This window comes from Weissella tructae (genome assembly GCF_000732905.1).
Lineage (GTDB): Bacteria > Bacillota > Bacilli > Lactobacillales > Lactobacillaceae > Weissella > Weissella tructae.
In genome coordinates this window covers 275686-294772 of sequence record NZ_CP007588.1, presented here as the reverse complement: position 1 = coordinate 294772, position 19087 = coordinate 275686, and the positions used below count along the sequence as shown (strand labels likewise).

The window sequence follows — 19087 nt, the reverse complement described above, 5'->3', positions numbered from 1 at the left end:
TTTAAAATTTACAATATTATTCAGTTTTCAAAGATCTAAGTCACTGCCACGTGAGTGGCAATGGAGAATATCGGGATCGAACCGATGACCCCCTGCTTGCAAAGCAGGTGCTCTCCCAGCTGAGCTAATTCCCCGTAGAATGGGACTGAGAGGACTCGAACCTCCGACCTCACCCTTATCAGGGGTGCGCTCTAACCAGCTGAGCTACAGTCCCGAGGTTCTTCTCTCGTCTATTACATTGAGTGTAAACCACTCAAAACTAAATATCGTTTCAATGCGAATGTGTAGGTTTCCGATTTTCCTTAGAAAGGAGGTGATCCAGCCGCAGGTTCTCCTACGGCTACCTTGTTACGACTTCACCCTAATCATCTATCCCACCTTAGACGGCTGGCTCCTAAAAGGTTACCTCACCGGCTTTGGGTGTTACAAACTCTCATGGTGTGACGGGCGGTGTGTACAAGACCCGGGAACGTATTCACCGCGGCGTGCTGATCCGCGATTACTAGCGATTCCGACTTCATGTAGCGAGTTGCAGCCTACAATCCGAACTGAGACAAGCTTTAAGAGATTTGCGTACTCGCGGGTTAGCGACTCGTTGTACTTGCCATTGTAGCACGTGTGTAGCCCAGGTCATAAGGGGCATGATGATTTGACGTCATCCCCACCTTCCTCCGGTTTGTCACCGGCAGTCTCACTAGAGTGCCCAACTGAATGCTGGCAACTAGTAATAAGGGTTGCGCTCGTTGCGGGACTTAACCCAACATCTCACGACACGAGCTGACGACAACCATGCACCACCTGTCACTTTGTCCCCGAAGGGAAAGCGCCATTTCTGGCGTGGTCAAAGGATGTCAAGACCTGGTAAGGTTCTTCGCGTTGCTTCGAATTAAACCACATGCTCCACCGCTTGTGCGGGTCCCCGTCAATTCCTTTGAGTTTCAACCTTGCGGTCGTACTCCCCAGGCGGAGTGCTTAATGCGTTAGCTGCGACACTTAGGGGCGGAAACCCCCAAACATCTAGCACTCATCGTTTACGGTGTGGACTACCAGGGTATCTAATCCTGTTTGCTACCCACACTTTCGAGCCTCAACGTCAGTTACAGTCCAGAGAGCCGCCTTCGCCACTGGTGTTCCTCCATATATCTACGCATTTCACCGCTACACATGGAATTCCACTCTCCTCTACTGCACTCAAGTCATCCAGTTTCCAAAGCACTTCCACAGTTAAGCTGTGGCTTTCACTTCGGACTTAAAAAACCGTCTGCGCTCGCTTTACGCCCAATAAATCCGGATAACGCTTGGAACATACGTATTACCGCGGCTGCTGGCACGTATTTAGCCGTTCCTTTCTGGTAAGATACCGTCACACACCAAGCAGTTACTCTTGATGCTATTCTTCTCTTACAACAGTGTTTTACGAGCCGAAACCCTTCATCACACACGCGGCGTTGCTCCATCAGACTTTCGTCCATTGTGGAAGATTCCCTACTGCTGCCTCCCGTAGGAGTATGGGCCGTGTCTCAGTCCCATTGTGGCCGATCAGTCTCTCAACTCGGCTACGCATCATCGTCTTGGTGAGCCATTACCTCACCAACTAACTAATGCGCCGCGGGACCATCTCTTAGTGATAGCAGAACCATCTTTCAAGTAGCAACCATGCGGTTGCTAGTGTTATGCGGTATTAGCATCTGTTTCCAGATGTTATCCCCCGCTAAGAGGTAGGTTTCCCACGTGTTACTCACCCGTTCGCACTCACTGCAATGTTCATCGTCATATCAGAGCAAGCTCTTCAAATCAGTTGAACCACAGTGCGTTCGACTTGCATGTATTAGGCACGCCGCCAGCGTTCATCCTGAGCCAGGATCAAACTCTCAATTTGAAGTTTGAGTATAACTCAATTTTTTTGTTGTTTAACAGATGTTAAACGAATTTACTAGCGAATTGACTTCGCAAATGTTTGGACCAACTAATAGTTGGTCGACCTACACATTTGTTACATCGAAACGATATTCAGTTTTCAATGATCTACTTCGTCGCTCCGTTTGATTTGCATCTCCCTGAAACAACTTAATTATCATACCATCGAGAGGATGGTAATGTCAACACTTTTCTCAAAAGTTTTTTGAAACTTTTTTGAGAAGCGATTGAGCAAATGACTTGCGCCCCTAAGGGTTGGCTTGTCTTGCTTGCCCCTGACAACTTTTACTATATTACAGACTACCCCAAAGAATGTCAACGGTTTTTTCAATCTTTTTTATAAAAAAAACACGCAATATTAAATTGCGTGTTTTTCCATCATATTTAGGCTTTAAATTAACGCATTGTTGGGAACAACAAAACGTCACGAATTGAATCGGCGTCTGTTAATAGCATAACTAGACGGTCAATCCCAATTCCCAATCCACCAGTAGGCGCCAAACCGTATTCAAGGGCTTCGATAAAGTCATCGTCGACACCTTCGGCTTCGTCGTTACCAGCATCACGTTCTGCAGCTTGCGCTTCGAAACGTTCACGTTGGTCAATCGGGTCATTCAATTCAGTAAAGGCGTTGGCGTATTCACCAGCCATAATGAACAGTTCGAAACGATCAGTAAAGCGACCGTCTTCTGGGTTCTTCTTGGCCAATGGTGAAACTTCAACCGGGTGTCCGTATACGAATGTAGGTTGAATCAATGTTTCTTCAACGAACTCTTCAAAGAATTCATTGATGATGTGTCCAATTCCCCAGTACTTTTCGTACTTAACATGCTTTTCGTCAGCCAATGCTTGTGCTTCTTCAAGCGTCATTGGTTGCCAGAAGTCAATACCAGTTGCTTCCTTAATCAAGTCAACCATATGCTTACGTGCAAATGGCTTTCCAAGATCGATTTCAACTTCATTGTAGATAACCTTACCATCTTCAGAAACAACCTTTGCCGCAGCGCGGAAGATTTCTTCAGTTTGTGTCATCACATCGTCGAAGTCCCAGTATGCTGCATATGATTCCATAACAGTAAATTCTGGGTTGTGCTTTGGGTCCATCCCTTCGTTACGGAAGACACGTCCAATTTCGTAGACACGTTCCATACCACCAACAACCAAACGCTTCAAATGTAGTTCCAAAGCAATACGTAGGTACATATCAATATCCAACGCATTGTGGTGTGTTGTAAATGGACGGGCAGCAGCTCCACCAGCTTCATTTTGCAACATTGGTGTTTCTACTTCGATGAAACCATCTTGGTTCATGTAGGCACGAATAGCCGCGATGATTTGTGAACGCTTAATGAAGCGATCGTATGAATCATCGTTAGCGATCAAGTCCAAGTAACGTTGACGGTACTTTGTTTCAACGTCAGTTAGTCCATGGTACTTGTCAGGCAAAGGACGCAATGCCTTTGATAGGTGAGTAATCACTTCAACGTTAATTGACAATTCTCCAGCACGGGTCTTCATAACCGTTCCTTCAAACCCAATAATGTCTCCCAAGTCAGACTTCTTGAACCATTCGTAGGCTTCTTCACCAACAACTGGCTTTTGAACGAATACTTGAATACGCCCTGAGCGATCCTTGATATCCGCAAAGCTAATCTTTCCTGAACGACGCTTAGTCATCATACGTCCAGAAATCTTTACACGGTTTTGTGCTTCTTCTAATGTTTCAGCATCCGCATCATCGTATAGTGTGTGTAATTCGTCAGCCGTGTGTGTGCGTTCGAAACGTTGTCCAAAGGGATCAATCCCTGCTTGGCGCATTTCTTCTGCTTTCTCACGACGAGCAATCATTTGGTCGTTTAGTGACTCTGGTTGGTTTGCCATGTCATGCCCCTCTTTTCCTTCATAATCTATTCTTAATTAATCATCTCATTACCTAGTTTGCCAATCATCTACGACTTTTGCAAGCATTAATTAGGGTGAGATGCCGTTCTTTATTGCGCAGCGTTCACTTGTGCAATAATTGCGGCTAATTCGGCTTCGCTAAATTGAATACGATTACCCGTGAATCGGTCCACCACTTCCAAACCGTGGTCATTTTCCAACATATCTGTTAATTGTTCGACAGGCAATGTTGCCAACATCTTTGTGTAGTCCATCTTTGTGTTTTCAGGATATGGAACAACTGGCATTTCTTCCAACAACTTAACCGCATCATCCCCAAACAACGCTGTTAATGCATCAAACGGTTCATGGTTAGCACCAAGTACGTCATTCATCGCTGGTAAGTTTTGTAGCTTTGTTTCTAGCCCCATGATATCTGCTTCGGTTGCATCAGGTAAGGCAGAGACCATAAATCCACCAGCAACTTCAACACCAGCATCTGAAACGTCCACTGTTAACGCAACTGCAGATGGGATTTGTTCTGACTTTGCTAGGTAGTAAGCAATGTCATCTCCGATTTCACCAGTGGCCAATTCTACTTGGCCATTAAATGGTGCCATACCTTCGCCCATATCCTTTGTTACAGTCAAAAATCCGTTTGTTCCAACTGCTCCAGCGACGTCTACTTGACCATCTGCCTTTAATGGTAGTTCTAGTGTTGGGTTTTCAACATATCCACGAACATGTCCTTCGGCTGACGTTTCTACAACAACCTTCCCAATAGGCCCACCACCATTAATTGTCATTACTAAACGTTCATCACCCTTTAGTAATGCATTAGATAGTAATAAACCACCAATTAATGCACGTCCCAACACAACCAATCCTAGTGTTGATGCGGCATGGTACTTGCTTGTTACTTGTACCATTTCAGTTGCGTCTAATGCAATGGCACGAAATGCGCCATCATGTGTTACTGCACGTACTAACTTATCTGTCATTGTATTTCCTCACTTTTTAAGATCATCATATTTTGTCTATATTCAAGTTACGCTATCATTCGTCTATCTATTATACGCACCATTATCTAGACAAGCAAAAAAGCTAGCCAAATTGGCTAGCTTTTCATTAATGATTAGATTTCATCACGGTTATTATCCGCATCCGGCATCACATCTGTATCTTCTGGTTCGATTGTTTCACCAGCATGATGTGCCTTTTCGTCTTCTACCAACTTTTCGTTCGCAGCAGCCTTAGCTTCATCATAGCTCATTGGAACAACTTCATCGTCAGACTTTACTTCTTTAGATTCTGGCATCTTACCTGTTTCAAACAAGCTCAAGATTTCCTTTTCATCCAAAGTTTCATGTTCAAGCAATGCTTGTGCAATTGCATCAAACTTATCTTCGTATTGCGCAACAATTGAGATAGCGTTGTTGTAACCCTTCGCAGTCAAATCACGCACTTCTGAATCAATCAACGCTGCTGTGTCTTGTGAGTAGTTAACACCCATCATTGGTGTGTTTGGTCCTTCAAGTTGAACCATTCCCAACTTATCAGACATTCCATACTCAGTAACCATCGCACGAGCTAATTGTGTTGCTTGCTCAAAGTCATTAGAAGCCCCTGATGATTGTTGCTCCCACTTAAACATTTCAGCAGCACGTCCACCCATCAAACCAGCGATTTGATCGTTAGCATCTGATGCAGACAATAACATTTGGTCTTCACGTGGCAACATAATTGCATATCCGCCGGCACGTCCACGAGGAACGATTGTTACCTTGTGTACGACACGAGCATCATTCAATACCAAACCAACAATGGCGTGTCCCGCTTCGTGGTAAGCCACCACTTCACGTTCCTTAGCAGAAACAACACGATCCTTCTTGGCTGGACCAGCAATAACACGGTCTTCTGCTTCATCCACATCGCTAGCGTTAATCACGTCATTATTTTGACGTGCAGCCAAAAGCGCTGCTTCATTCAACAAGTTTTCCAAGTCAGCTCCAACGAAACCAGGTGTTTGCTTAGCAATCATCTTCAAGTCCACGTCATCAGCCAAAGGCTTGTTCTTAGCGTGTACCTTCAAAATCGCTTCACGTCCCTTAACGTCAGGACGACCAACCAAAATCTTACGGTCAAAACGACCTGGACGAAGCAAAGCTGGGTCCAAAACATCGGCACGATTAGTAGCGGCCATCACGATAACACCTTCGTTACCAGAGAACCCGTCCATTTCGACCAACATTTGGTTCAATGTTTGTTCACGTTCATCGTTTCCACCACCGGTTCCAGCACCACGCTTACGCCCAACGGCGTCAATTTCATCAATAAAGATGATTGCTGGTGCGACCTTCTTAGCATTTTCAAACAAGTCACGTACACGACTCGCTCCGACACCGACGAACATTTCAACGAAATCAGATCCTGAAATTGAGAAGAATGGCACTTGGGCTTCCCCAGCCACAGCCTTCGCCAACAATGTCTTACCTGTTCCGGGAGGTCCCTCAAGCAATACACCAGCAGGCACACGAGCACCTAACTTTGTGTACTTCTTTGTGTCGCGCAAGAATTCAACCACTTCAACCAATTCTTGCTTTTCTTCTTCGGCTCCAGCCACATCAGAAAAACGAACCTTGTTGTCCGCTGGATCTGCAGGCTTAGCCTTAGACTTACCAACACCCATGATGTTTCCGCGGCCACCTTGACCACCACCACCTTGTGCCATTTGTCCAAACATCATGTAGAACAAACCAACCATAATCAAGATTGGCAACATTGACATCATCAACGTTCCTAGGAAGTTAGATGGTTCTGGCAATGCTGTTACTTGTGTCTTGGCTTTATCAGCTTCAGTTTGTACATTTGAGATGACTTGGTCACTACCAACAACTTGCGTCTTAAACTTCTTAACCTTAGCGTTTTGCTTTTCGCCTAACAAGCTAGCAAATGCATTGTTTTGTTGTTGGTCTTTTTCTTTCTTCTCTGGTTCTTGTTCCTTGTGGTATTCACCAGAAACTTCATAGATTCCAGCACCAGGTTGTACATTAATGCTCTTAATCTTTTTGTCTTGTAGTTGCGTCATAAATGTTGACGTGTTAATCGTCTGTGTTTGTGTTGCTTGATTAGGTCCAGCAACCCAGTACACAAGTCCCAATAGACCCAAGACAACTACCACATAAAACACACTATTACGCACAAAATTGCCACTACCTTGTGGATTCTTCATGCTTAGCCCCCTCAACAAAAGTCGTATTACTTTTGTTCACTCTCTTTTTATTATTAATTGTTTAGTGTTCAGACGTAATGTCTGCTGTATCCACTAAATCAGCGTGGGCAGTATCGTATACTTCACGCTTCAAAATCCCAACGTATGGTAGGTTACGGTATAGTTGCTTGTAATCAAGCCCATATCCAACCACGAAGGCCTTTGGTACATCAAAACCAACGTAATCTACGTTCGCTTCAACAACACGCCCTTCTTTCTTGTCCAACAAACTTGCAACCTTAACAGATGCAGCGCCACGTGATTCCAACAATTCAATCATGAACTTCAATGAACGTCCTGTGTCCACGATGTCTTCCATGATAATGATGTCACGACCCTTAATATCTGTTTGCAAGTCAATGTTTAGCTCTACTTCACCTGAAGAAGCAATTCCACCATGATAACTAGATACGTCGATGAATTCGACATCTGAGTATTGCATGTGACGCATCACGTCAACAGTCCACAATACAGCCCCCTTCAATACTGAAAGGATCATAGGTGTTCGTCCTTCATAGTCAGCAGCTAATTCTTCACCTACTCGCTTTGCAGCGGCAGCGATATCAGCCTCACTATAAAGTACACGTTCAATATCGTTATTCATGTCCCATTGCGTCATCTTGGTTTCTCCTCAAGTTCATCTTTTTAAATTGATACACAGTACTAAGATACCATGATTTTAACTTATTGTTTAGCCATTTGTAATGGAAATTTACCTATACGTTATGCTTATCCGATTCGATTCGCAAGTAAGGTCCTTTTCGCACAAAACGTCGCCCATTTCGTAACATAACTTCACCACGATTCGTGTTTTGGTTACGCATTAATTGAACAACTTGCCCCAATTGTTTATCACTAATATCAAAAACTGCTATCTCAGTTAACCAATGTTGCAAGACCAAGATACAACTTTCAACCGGTAATTGCCAATTAAATGTTCCTTCTTCAATCTCCACGACATAATTTGCCAAGAATGGCGCCAACAAGGCGCGTTGCCCTGCTAGTTGATCACCCAAACGAACCAAGTGTTCGTTCACTTGTGTGTTCACTTCCTTCATCCCCGGTAAAATCTCATGACGTAAACGATTCCGCGCAAACGTCACATCTTCATTAGAGGAATCCACGACCCATTCCTGAACATTATGGTTATTAAGTGTACGCATATTTTCTTTAGTCAGCCCTAAAAACGGGCGAACTAGCCGGATATTCTCAGTAAATGCTGTATTTTCTGACATACCACTTAATTGTGATAAGCGACTACCACGAATTAATTTGTATAACACAGTCTCCGCTTGATCATCTTGATGATGAGCTGTCACGATGACGGTTGCACCAATTTCACGCGCAATTTCAGCTAATAACGTATAACGCCCTTCGCGCGCCAATTCTTCAATACTATGTGTCGGCTGACTATCCCAAGTCAGACGACGCATATGCCCACTCGCTAGTTGCGGTGTCTCTTGAAAAACCCGTTCGACAAACGCTTCTTCTTCCGCGGCATCTGACCGCAGTTGATGATTCACGTATGCTGCACTTACCGTTGGTTGCAGGTCATCAGGCAAGCGCCCATCCGTTAACCACCGTAAGAGATTTAGTGAATCTTCACCACCAGAAACGGCGACTAATACATGGTCTTCTTTGCCAAACAGCTTTTTTTGGCGTAGCGCTTGAATTAAATTAGCATTTAAAACTCTCGCTTGCATGATATCACTCCTTATAGAAAAATGGCCGAGAAATTCTCGACCATTTCACACAACATTTAGTTAGTTGGTAAGTTGAATACCGTTTCGCCATCCTTCGTGTACAAATGACGTTCACGCACAACCTTTTGCAAGTAATCATCCTTTTGCAAATCTTTTGCTGTTTGCGTATATTGCTTATTTTCAGCTTGCGCTTTAGCTAAGTTTTTTTGCATTTGGACGTCACTTTGTTGCGCTGACGTGTACTTCACATATTGCCCGTGGTATTGCACCATCGCTACAATTGTAAAAATCAACATCGTTAACCCACAAACGATGCGACGACGACGGTGAATAGCACGTTGATAAGACAATTCTTGTTGTCTAAATGCTAATTCACTGCGACCCGCATCATTCAATGCTTGAATATTTGCTTGTCCGTTCATGTATGCCATCTTCATTCTCCCAAATAGTGCCACTCATACAGCTTTCCCAATAATATAGTGTAACTATACCGAATAACACCTAACTTCTAAAAGACTTTTATATATTACTTAATAAAGTCTTAATATGCATACAACACGCGCAATCCGACTTATTTATTCTGTTGTAAATGATTCACTTTGAATCGTGTACATACGTTCTGCTTCATCCTTCTTTGTGATATCCATAATACGGTCAATTTGGATTTCACTTGTCTTGTTTCCAAAACGAATCGTTAGTACATCCCCAGTCTTGACGTCACTTGATGACTTTGCAACCTTACCATTAATATCAATACGTCCTTGATCTGCAATTTCCTTTGCGACCGTACGACGCTTAATTAAACGAGATACCTTCAAAAACTTATCTAAACGCATAATAATCTCCTATTTTTCTAAATACGACGTGTCAGAACACGTCCGACAATAAATTATTTCTTTAATTGTTTTTGGATATATTCCCCTTTAGGAATATGCTTCCAATCAGTTGGTGCAAACACAGGCCAACGACGCATACCTATAAACGCTGCAATCAAGCCCACGGCAATACTTAGGATTGTCACAACAACACTCATACCACGTGTATCCGCGCCCAAAATTTGCATCAAGCCACGCATAACGGTTGCGCTCAACCCTACAATAATTGCTAGCATCACGAGATGTCGCGTCCAGCGACGCCAATCCATCCCTTGCCACCAAGCCTTCGGCACACGCTTCAAGACAACAATCGCCAATGGCACTAGACAAAAGGCGGTACTAATCGCTGCACCACTCGTTCCTGAACTTGGGATAAACAATTGGTTACCCACATACTTCAATAACAATGTTAGCACAAGCCATTTAGCAATACCGTGTCCTTGATCAATACTCTGCAAAATACTAATCATTACCACAATCAATGTTGCCGGAATAATCGTTAGAATGTACCACTGCAAGGTTGTGCTACCCGCTGACGTTTCGAATAACATTTGGTTCAAACTTGGCATAATAGCCATCAACCCAATCGTTACCAGTGAGCTACTTACCAATGCCAAACGCATTGTTAATTGGAAGTCATGACGCAATCCTGCTTCATCCTGCTTCAACCATTTTTCACGCATCACGGGAATCAATGTGGTTCCCAATCCAGTTGCGATAACCATCCCTAATTGTAACAAAGGTTGGCCACGATCATAAATTCCTTTTTCAGCTGCTGCTTGCTGCATCGGTTGACCAAACTCTTGCAATAAACTGGTGATAGTAAATGAATCAATCAGTTGCAAAAGGACTAATAATGCTGCAACAACGGCTAAAATACCACCTTCACACCACAAACGACGCCATAATGTCCGCCATGGCATATTTTCTGCTGTCGTTTGCACGTCTTCTGCTGGTACACGACGAACATACCAAGCTAAATATAAAGCAGCAATTAATCCTGCGACCGTTGCTGCAAACATTGCCCATGTTCCAATCTTATAAACCGACCAACCATTCGTGACGCCAAACCACGCAATTCCAATAATCAAAACAACTCGCGCTAATTGCTCAAGTACTTGCGAAATTGCGGTAGGTGCCATGTCCATCGTGCCTTGTGTGTACCCACGGCCAACAGCCAAAAAGGGCATTACCAAGAAAAGCCAAGATACCGCTTGGATTTCCGGAATCAATTGCATATCATTCCCCATCCCCTCAGCAATCCAAGGAGCACCAAAGAATAATACGCTAAAAATCATCACACTAATAATTGATAACAACCAAAACAATTGTTTTGCTACCCGTTTACGATGGGCTTGGTTAGGTTGTTCCGCAATCACCTTTGAAATAAAGAGTGGCCAACCGCTTAACGCCATGACCATCCCTATTCCATAGATTGGATACACTTGTTGATAGACATAGAACCCAGTATCACCAACCAGATTTTGAAACGGAACCCGGTATAGGGCACTCAAAATTTTGGCTATAATACCTGCGGCTGCTAGAACACCCGCTCCAGCCAACATTTTTTGTTTTCCCATAACATTACTTTTCCTTTGTTCGCGCTTCACGTAACGCTTCCGCAAAGCTATTTAACATCTTCAACCATTCTAATTCTGTTTGCTTAGGCTGAATTGGAATAATCAATTCCAATTGACTAATTTGCTTCACTTGTCCTGGCATATGTGCTGATTTCAACGCCATTTGCACCATATTCATGTCGATAACCTTTTCATCAAAGGTCACCACAATTTGTTGCATGTGTTGGCGTGGACGCTTGATTTGCGTAATCATCGCATAATCAGCATTTGCTTTTAATTGACCTACGGCGATTAATGCTTCTACCGTTTCAGGCAATTCACCAAAGCGATCAAACAAATCATCTGTGATTTCCGCAAATTCAGCCGCTTGTGTTGCCTTACGAATACGTTGGTAAATTTCAATCTTTTGCGGACCATCACTAACGTACTCTTGTGGCAAGTAAGCTTGGCATTGCAAATCAAGTTCCGCGTCAGACTTTTGCACTTGCTTCTTACCACGTTTAGCCTCAACTGCTTCGTTCAACATCTGCATGTATAGGTCATATCCCACGGTATTAATAAATCCGTGTTGGCTCTGTCCTAGGAGATCACCGGCCCCACGAATCGAAAGATCACGCATGGCGATCTTGAAACCAGAACCCAGTTCTGTAAAATCACGAATGGCTTCTAAACGCTTTTCACTCTCCTCACTCAAAGAACGTGTCCCTGGATACATAAAGTAGGCATAAGCTAAATTGTTTGATCGACCAACACGTCCACGTAATTGATACAGTTGTGACAATCCCATATGGTCTGCATTTTCAACAAACAATGTATTCGCATTTGGAATATCAACACCCGTTTCAATAATCGTGGTCGTGACCAATACATCGTACTCACCATTGATGAAATCGACTAAGACACCTTCTAATTGGGTTTCAGTCATTTGACCATGCACATAAGTTACACGTGCATCTGGGGCTAATGTTTGAATATAATCGACTGTTTTTTCGATGTCATCCACGCGATTGTGGAGGTAAAAGACTTGCCCGCCACGTGCTAATTCACGTTCAATTCCACTCGCAATTGTCTGACCATTTTGTTCAATGACATATGTTTGAATGGGGTAACGATTGGCTGGTGGTGTTTCAATCACTGACAAGTCACGTACCCCAACCATCGACATATTCAATGTTCGTGGAATAGGTGTTGCCGTCAACGTTAAGACGTCAACATTTGCTTCTAGCTCTTTTAGACGCTCTTTATGCTTCACACCAAAACGTTGCTCTTCATCGACAATCAACAACCCTAGATTATCAAATGTCACGTCTTTTGAAAGCAGACGATGTGTTCCAATCACAACATCTAATTCTCCCAAGGCTAACGCTTCAAGGGTTTCACGTCGTTGCTTCGTGCTTTGGAATCGTGATAACACCCCAATTTTCGCATCAGTGCCTTCAAAACGGCTCACAAATGATTCGTAATGTTGCTGAGCCAGAATAGTCGTTGGCACTAAAATGGCCACTTGCTTATGATCATTAACCGCCTTAAAGCTAGCCCGCATCGCAACTTCGGTTTTTCCAAAACCGACATCCCCAATCAACAAACGATCCATCGGACGCTTCTTTTCCATGTCACGTTTAATTTCTTCAGTTGAACGACTTTGGTCAGGTGTTTCTGCATAAGGAAAGGCCGCTTCAAAGCGTTGTTGGGCATCCCCGTCGGGACTAAACGCATACCCTTGACGCAATTCACGTTCAGCGTATAACGCTAGAAGGTCATCCGCAATATCTTCAACCTTCTTCGCAACCTTAGCCTTTGTCTTTTGCCATTCGGCACCACCCAATTTATTAATCTTAGGCGCTTTTTCAGCCGCTCCAACATACTTTTGTACAAGATCTAATTGCGTAACTGGAATAAAGATTTTCGCATCTTTTTGGAAACCAATCGTAATGTAGTCTTGCTTAACACCATTACGTTCAATTGTCTCCATCCCCTCATAGATTCCAATTCCATGGTTCGTATGAACAACATAGTCGCCAACATTCAATTCGTTATAACTCTTAATGCGTTCCGCATTTGAGACTGTTTGGCGACGTGGCGCTTTCTTCTTCACTTGTTGGAATAATTCGCGTTCCGTAACAATCATCAATTTTTGCGCTGGCCATTCAAATCCCGCACTCAATGCAAGTTCTGTTACTTGTGTGCGTTCCGTTACTAAACCATCTGGACGCACTGCGTTTGTTGGGACACCAAAATCATTTAAGGTATTCTCTGTTTTTTCTACGCGTTCTGCTGTGTTTGCCAAGAACAAAATGGTATAACCTTGCTTTTGCCAACGACTAACATCATTTTTTAACAGTGGCATTTGTCCAAAGAATTGTTGAGCTGGACGAACTGTCACATTAGTAAGCGTTGTTTGGCGTAAATTACCAATTCCACGTTGCAGTGTCGTTGTTAAAATACTAGCCTGTTTCACATCACGCGCTAATTCGGCCAATTTAAAACCAGTATCGTTAGGTTGCAACATCAATCCAGATGCCATCTGCTCTGACACCCATTCGTTGTTTTCAACTTCAAATTGGGCCGCATTTTCTAAGGCACGTGGGTAATCATCAAAGATAACAACCCCGTTTTCTGGTACATAGTCCAAGATACTTACACGCTCTGGGTATAAGACATCTAAATACGCACGGACCATTCCTGGCATTTGGTAATCTGCCAACATGTCTAATAGTGGCTGTACACCTTCAGTCAGATGACGTTTAGCGGCCCCTTCTAATGCATCACGTTGGTCCGTTAACATCAATTCCAAGCTAGTCGTAAATGTTGTACGACGATGTTCATCCGCGATTAAATCCGTCGCAGGTAAAATCTGCACGTCATCTAAACGATCAAGACTACGTTGTGTCGCAACATCAAACGTACGTAATGAATCTAATTCCGTATCAAAGAAGTCCATTCGGACAGGATACGCGGCATCCATAGGAAAGATATCGACAATTGATCCACGAACAGCAAATTCACCAGGTTGTTCGACCGCTGCTGTTTTTTGGTATCCCATGGCATGAAATTGCTTTTGTAAATCCCCTAATTCAAATTCATGACTGAAATCAATAGTGATTGCGGCAGCATCAAAGCTATCCACTGGCGGTAGATAACGTTGAGCACCGCTAACTGATGTGATCACAATAGCGTGTTCATTCTGTCGTAGTGCATGCAATGCACTCACGCGCGCAATCAACGCATCTGGTGATGTCAAAGCCACTTCAGTCGCTAAAGTATCTTCGGTTGGGAATAGATAGACAGAGTTCTCACCTAAAAGCCCCACCAAATCTTCAAAGATTTGGTCGGCATGATAATCATTATCTGCAATCAACACTGTTGGTCCGTCTGTCTTCGTGTGAAGCGCGGCCAAATATGTTGTTCGAGCAGTTCCTGTTAAGCCAGAAATAACGTGTCGCCCACCTTCAGGCAACACGTTTTCTAACGTTTGTAAATCTTCATTTTGTGCGATCAATTCGAGCAATTGCATCTCACGCTACCTCCCAACACAGTCGAATCGTTTTTAGTTGAAACGATTCATCAACATTTGTACTTTTTCACCAGTACCAAAGCCTTCAATAATTTCAATTGTGCGATCAATTCCCAACATCACATCAGGCATCTCATCCTTAGTAAACTTCCCCAAGACAAAATCAATAACGGCTTGGCTTTCATATTTTGGATGTGAAATCCCAAACTTTAAACGCGTGAATTCTTTCGTTCCCAATGCTTGAATTAGGCTCTTAATCCCATTATGTCCACCAGCAGAACCAGTTGCACGCAAACGCAAACGGCCTAGATCCATGTCCATATCATCGTGAATTACCAAAACATCTTCGTTTTCTAGGTTGTAGTACTTCATCAAAGGTCCGACAGCACGACCTGATTCATTCATATAAGTTGTTGGCTTCACCAACAAGATTTTTTCACCCTTGTAACGCCAATCTGCAATCATTGCATGGTGGGCACTATCCATCTTAAATGTTAGATTTTCGCGCTCTGCCAAAGCATCCAAGGCCATAAACCCAATATTATGGCGTGTGTTGTCGTATTCACGACCAATGTTTCCTAATCCTACAATTAATTTCATAATTTTTGCCTCTATATCATCTTTGAACGTTATCTGTTAAGCACTTTGTCTACACGAAAGGGGGAGAATCAAGTGATTCTCCCCACCTTCATTTCAATGTTAATTTTATCCTTACATATTATACCGCTAACCTTAAAAAAGTGCCATTTCGTCCACTCATTCTATACGAAAACAGATGGCCCCTAATACAATATATTGTCATCTAAAAAACAAAACCGAGTTACCTTCAGTAACTCGGTTCGTTATGTTATTTTTTGTCTGTAGCCTATCGACCTGAGATTGTAATCTCGTTATGTCCTGCCGGTAGAGTTACAAATAAATGTCCTTCTTTTCGTTCATAAGGTACAGTCGCACCATTTACACGTACCGTGTAATCAATACCGTTATATCCAACAACTGGCAATTTCGTGTCACCTGCTGTTTTGGTATCTTGTGTCCATGTGACTGAATCAAACGTACTCTTTTTGTGCTTAAAGTTCTTTTTTACATCTGGATCGTATAACATGGCAGCGAAGAACTTTTCTTTAGCATCTGGTTTTGTAAAATCAATGTCCTTGAAATCAACTGAAGGGTCTCTCAAAACATAATCTTTAACACCGTGCTTAGAGATACGCTTGTTATACGTTTTTGCTGTTAGTGGATGCGTATAGTCACCTTGGTCTGCTTTAATAAAGTATTCGCGCATACCGGCCAAAGATCCAATCATTACTGTGACGATGATAATCCATGCCCATACTTTTGTTGGTACATTCAATGGACGTTCATCAAAATACATCACAATACCAATCGCCAAAAACATTGCCACAAACATTAAGAAACGCATGCTAAATTGAATATTGGCAAATGGTGTATTCACTAATTCTGGTCCTAAGATAAAATCAAACGTACACAAAAAGACGATATTTGCCGCAAAAATCCAACGCGCCCATGACTTTTTAAAGTTTTTAATTGCTATGATTAAGAACACCAAAATCACGATCCCAATCACAAGCCCCATTGTTGTATCACGATATTCTTTAAAGTCATTAGTCAACGTTGCCAAAATATAATGATGTCCCGTCAAGGCATCCCAACGGATATTAGGCGGCATTAGTGTGTTTTGCATCATAATTTGTAACATTGTAAACAAAGTATACGCTGACAAAACACCAGCTAATAGCGCGGCTTTAATAATTGCCCAAAATTCAGCAACACTCATCTTCTTCATAATCAGACGACCGGCTTCAAATACGACAACCATCACCGTACACATCAGTAGCGATAGCATATGTCCATTGGCAATAATTGCCATTCCAAAACCTAATACGGCCCAACCGTATTTACGATTTTGCCAAATATCAATCAGACCAAGAATAACTAATGGTAATGCCATATAACCAATCGCTTCTCCCAAAGCGACACGACTATACATCAAAATAAAATGATACCCATTAAATTGGTATAAAATTACTCCTAGCCATTTGATTAACGTTTTATCGGTAAAACGCCCCATTAGCAACCAGGTAAATCCAATTGTCATAAAGTTTAAAATTAAAAATCCAATTGTAAATGACCACATTGGTGATGCAAAGAAGCGCGGCAGGATAAACATCCACGCTGATAGCCATGGATACATCCCCGTCACTGCTGCACCTTGATGCTCATAACCAATAAAATTAATTCGGCTTGGCCATTGCCCTGCTGCCAGTGCTTGATAAATAGATTCAAAACGCATCAAATGAAAAATACCATCCGGATTAATCTGGAATTGCTTTCCAACAAATACGACATAGGTTGATATGAAGGCCAATATTCCCATGACCAACAATGTACCAATCATTGTTTTACCTTGTTTACTTGTTATTTTATTCATCATTACTTAGTTCCTCAAATTTTTCATTGCTCATTGTATCCTACTAACTAAATAGCACCTAATCACTTATTGTACCTGATTTATACCTGTTATGGGCATTATCCGCCTTAATTCTCATCAACCCCTCATTTAAATACGGTGCTACAAAAATCGCCCAGACCGTTTTAATAGCATTCATTCGTAGAAACTCCGGGAATCTAAAAATACTCACATGTCGCAAAGACTCAGAACATGTTATGATAATTAGATTAGAAAACAAAAGGAGATTTAATCAAATGCTTGAATCATTAGTTAAAAGTCGTGACGATATTATTACCATTACCAGTAACACGACTTTACAAGAAGCATTAGATATCTTAGAAACTGAAAATCTGCGTGCTCTAGCGATCTTAGACGCAGATGGCCAAATGTTTCGTGGTGTCATCTATAAGATGCATCTCTACAAACATTTAGCAAATAAAGGTGACATGACTGATTCAGTCACAAGTTTGATGCGTAATATGACTAAATTCATTAACGTGGATGCGTCATTTTTTGATCTTATTTTTGCCTTACGCGACTTACCTTTTATTTCGGTCTTGGACGATCAACACCACTTTTTAGGTATCATCACTAGTAATCGGTTAAGTGAGGTGTTTGAGAATTCATGGACGCCTGACGTAGGTCGCTATGTTATGACATTGTTAACTGATGGGGATCGCGGTAGTCTTGAAAAAATCACCAAGATTATTGCACGCTATACAAATATTTTATCCCTTGTCACTTTTGATCCAGATGAAAACATTCGAACAACACGTGTCGTTGTGACATTACCAAATGCCGTCGACGAAGCTCGTTTATCAAAAATTATTCGTCAACTATCCCGTCGGGGATTCCATCTAGAATCTTTAGAGCATCTCTAACCGTAAACATCAATTTATATTGGTGTTTTTTATATGCTGTAGTATTAATGAAAGGAGATTATCATGCCGCAGACTTTGTCTAAGATTTGGCAAAATAAATATGTTCAAGTCATCATTGATTATTTTAGTCGGCTTGATTTAGGCTATGCCAGTGCCTCAATTGCTTATTTTTCATTACTGTCAATATTCCCACTACTAATTGTCATTGGTAATCTCCTTTCAATTGTCGGTTTAGAGTTAGATTCAGTTCTGCGGTTTCTAGCAACATTTTTACCTGAATCAATCATCAGTATCCTACAACCCATTGTGAAATCTATTTTGTTCCAAAATGGTATCGGAGTCTTATCTATTTCTCTTATCGTGACTTTATGGTCCGTTACGCGATTAGTCGCTTCAATTCGGCTATCACAAAACCAAATTTATGGCGTGCCTGCGAAAAACATTGCCATTATCGATCGTTTTGTTTCCTTGTTTTGGCTAGTTTTGATTTTAAGTATCGCCTCTGCATTACTATTATTTGCAGCAGTTGGCTCTAACGTTTTAGACTTATTACCAATTAACGCTGATACTGTCCGTACGTTGAAATCAGCAAAACCATTAATTGTTTTCGTGGGATTATTTATTACCCTAACATTATTCAATTGGTTATTACCCACTAAAAAGCCGTGGTTACCCTGGGCTGTGACTGGAACAATTATTGAAGTGCTATTCATGATGGTGTCCGCGCACTTTTTCAGTCTCTACGTGGGATTTATTGCGCAAGCATACTCATTTTATCAAGCGATTAATTCTGTTATCATCACGATGGTTTGGATGAATTTCATAGCATTCGTTGGTTTATTAGGTACGATTATCACCGCCATTTTGAATCATCTTTGGCCTGCCCGAGATAAAAATAGCCGACAAAAAATTGTTCAATTATCACAAAAAATGCACATTACCAAATAAAAAAAGACCTCAAATAATATTTGAGGTCTTTTTTATCGACATTT

At 42.1% G+C, this 19087-nt stretch carries 13 protein-coding genes, 2 tRNA genes and 1 rRNA gene; 2 read left to right on the top strand and 14 right to left on the bottom strand.

Annotated features, from left to right (window positions below):
* Positions 1–61: 61 nt before the first annotated feature.
* From WS08_RS01395 to WS08_RS01330, 14 genes are all read right to left on the bottom strand, one after another.
* A tRNA-Ala gene (locus WS08_RS01395) sits at positions 62–134 on the bottom strand.
* Positions 135–140: 6 nt separating this feature from the next.
* Positions 141–214 (bottom strand) — tRNA-Ile (locus WS08_RS01390).
* Between the two features lie 92 nt (positions 215–306).
* Positions 307–1879 (bottom strand): 16S ribosomal RNA (locus WS08_RS01385).
* Positions 1880–2313: 434 nt separating this feature from the next.
* On the bottom strand, positions 2314–3798 hold the full coding sequence (lysS, locus tag WS08_RS01380; protein ID WP_009495380.1) for a lysine--tRNA ligase: 1485 nt from the start codon (positions 3796–3798) through the stop codon (positions 2314–2316).
* Positions 3799–3908: 110 nt separating this feature from the next.
* Entirely contained in the window at positions 3909–4799 is an 891-nt protein-coding gene (gene hslO / locus WS08_RS01375) for an Hsp33 family molecular chaperone HslO (protein WP_009495379.1), read from the bottom strand.
* A 134-nt stretch (positions 4800–4933) separates the two neighbouring features.
* On the bottom strand, positions 4934–7030 hold the full coding sequence (gene ftsH / locus WS08_RS01370) for an ATP-dependent zinc metalloprotease FtsH (RefSeq protein ID WP_009495378.1): 2097 nt from the start codon (positions 7028–7030) through the stop codon (positions 4934–4936).
* 61 nt (positions 7031–7091) lie between these two features.
* Positions 7092–7688, bottom strand: coding sequence for a hypoxanthine phosphoribosyltransferase (gene hpt, locus WS08_RS01365; protein ID WP_009495377.1), 597 nt, complete (start codon positions 7686–7688; stop codon positions 7092–7094).
* Positions 7689–7785: 97 nt separating this feature from the next.
* Positions 7786–8772 (bottom strand): tRNA lysidine(34) synthetase TilS, encoded by a 987-nt coding sequence (gene tilS, locus WS08_RS01360; RefSeq protein WP_009495376.1) that lies wholly within the window; start codon positions 8770–8772, stop codon positions 7786–7788.
* A 56-nt stretch (positions 8773–8828) separates the two neighbouring features.
* Positions 8829–9203, bottom strand: a complete 375-nt coding sequence (locus WS08_RS01355; RefSeq protein WP_009495375.1) for an FtsB family cell division protein — start codon at positions 9201–9203, stop codon at positions 8829–8831.
* A gap of 144 nt (positions 9204–9347) precedes the next feature.
* Positions 9348–9608 carry an RNA-binding S4 domain-containing protein gene (locus WS08_RS01350; RefSeq protein ID WP_009495374.1) on the bottom strand — a complete coding sequence of 87 codons (261 nt, stop codon included), beginning with the start codon at positions 9606–9608 and terminating at the stop codon, positions 9348–9350.
* 53 nt (positions 9609–9661) lie between these two features.
* A complete protein-coding gene (locus WS08_RS01345; RefSeq protein ID WP_009495373.1) occupies positions 9662–11227 on the bottom strand; it encodes a putative polysaccharide biosynthesis protein in 1566 nt (521 codons plus the stop codon).
* Positions 11228–11231: 4 nt separating this feature from the next.
* On the bottom strand, positions 11232–14741 hold the full coding sequence (gene mfd / locus WS08_RS01340; RefSeq protein ID WP_009495372.1) for a transcription-repair coupling factor: 3510 nt from the start codon (positions 14739–14741) through the stop codon (positions 11232–11234).
* Positions 14742–14774: 33 nt separating this feature from the next.
* A complete protein-coding gene (gene pth, locus WS08_RS01335) occupies positions 14775–15341 on the bottom strand; it encodes an aminoacyl-tRNA hydrolase (RefSeq protein ID WP_009495371.1) in 567 nt (188 codons plus the stop codon).
* Between the two features lie 265 nt (positions 15342–15606).
* Positions 15607–17196: a glycosyltransferase family protein gene (locus WS08_RS01330; protein WP_038528071.1), complete on the bottom strand. Its 1590-nt coding sequence runs from the start codon at positions 17194–17196 to the stop codon at positions 15607–15609.
* 272 nt (positions 17197–17468) lie between these two features.
* Between WS08_RS01330 and cbpA the strand changes: the two genes are divergently transcribed.
* Positions 17469–18095 (top strand): cyclic di-AMP binding protein CbpA, encoded by a 627-nt coding sequence (cbpA, locus tag WS08_RS01325; RefSeq protein ID WP_009495369.1) that lies wholly within the window; start codon positions 17469–17471, stop codon positions 18093–18095.
* Positions 18096–18158: 63 nt separating this feature from the next.
* On the top strand, positions 18159–19043 hold the full coding sequence (locus WS08_RS01320; RefSeq protein WP_009495368.1) for a YihY/virulence factor BrkB family protein: 885 nt from the start codon (positions 18159–18161) through the stop codon (positions 19041–19043).
* The last annotated feature ends 44 nt before the right edge of the window (positions 19044–19087 follow it).

Excerpts from the sequence above, each read along its gene's own strand:
- pth (WP_009495371.1), bottom strand. The coding sequence starts at position 15,341 with ATGAAATTAATTGTAGGATTAGGAAACATTGGTCGTGAATACGACAAC.
- lysS (WP_009495380.1), bottom strand. The coding sequence starts at position 3,798 with ATGGCAAACCAACCAGAGTCACTAAACGACCAAATGATTGCTCGTCGT.
- WS08_RS01355 (WP_009495375.1), bottom strand. The coding sequence starts at position 9,203 with ATGGCATACATGAACGGACAAGCAAATATTCAAGCATTGAATGATGCG.
- ftsH (WP_009495378.1), bottom strand. The coding sequence starts at position 7,030 with ATGAAGAATCCACAAGGTAGTGGCAATTTTGTGCGTAATAGTGTGTTT.
- tilS (WP_009495376.1), bottom strand. The coding sequence starts at position 8,772 with ATGCAAGCGAGAGTTTTAAATGCTAATTTAATTCAAGCGCTACGCCAA.
- hpt (WP_009495377.1), bottom strand. The coding sequence starts at position 7,688 with ATGACGCAATGGGACATGAATAACGATATTGAACGTGTACTTTATAGT.
- WS08_RS01345 (WP_009495373.1), bottom strand. The coding sequence starts at position 11,227 with ATGGGAAAACAAAAAATGTTGGCTGGAGCGGGTGTTCTAGCAGCCGCA.
- cbpA (WP_009495369.1), top strand. The coding sequence starts at position 17,469 with ATGCTTGAATCATTAGTTAAAAGTCGTGACGATATTATTACCATTACC.
- WS08_RS01330 (WP_038528071.1), bottom strand. The coding sequence starts at position 17,196 with ATGATGAATAAAATAACAAGTAAACAAGGTAAAACAATGATTGGTACA.
- WS08_RS01350 (WP_009495374.1), bottom strand. The coding sequence starts at position 9,608 with ATGCGTTTAGATAAGTTTTTGAAGGTATCTCGTTTAATTAAGCGTCGT.
- hslO (WP_009495379.1), bottom strand. The coding sequence starts at position 4,799 with ATGACAGATAAGTTAGTACGTGCAGTAACACATGATGGCGCATTTCGT.
- mfd (WP_009495372.1), bottom strand. The coding sequence starts at position 14,741 with ATGCAATTGCTCGAATTGATCGCACAAAATGAAGATTTACAAACGTTA.
- WS08_RS01320 (WP_009495368.1), top strand. The coding sequence starts at position 18,159 with ATGCCGCAGACTTTGTCTAAGATTTGGCAAAATAAATATGTTCAAGTC.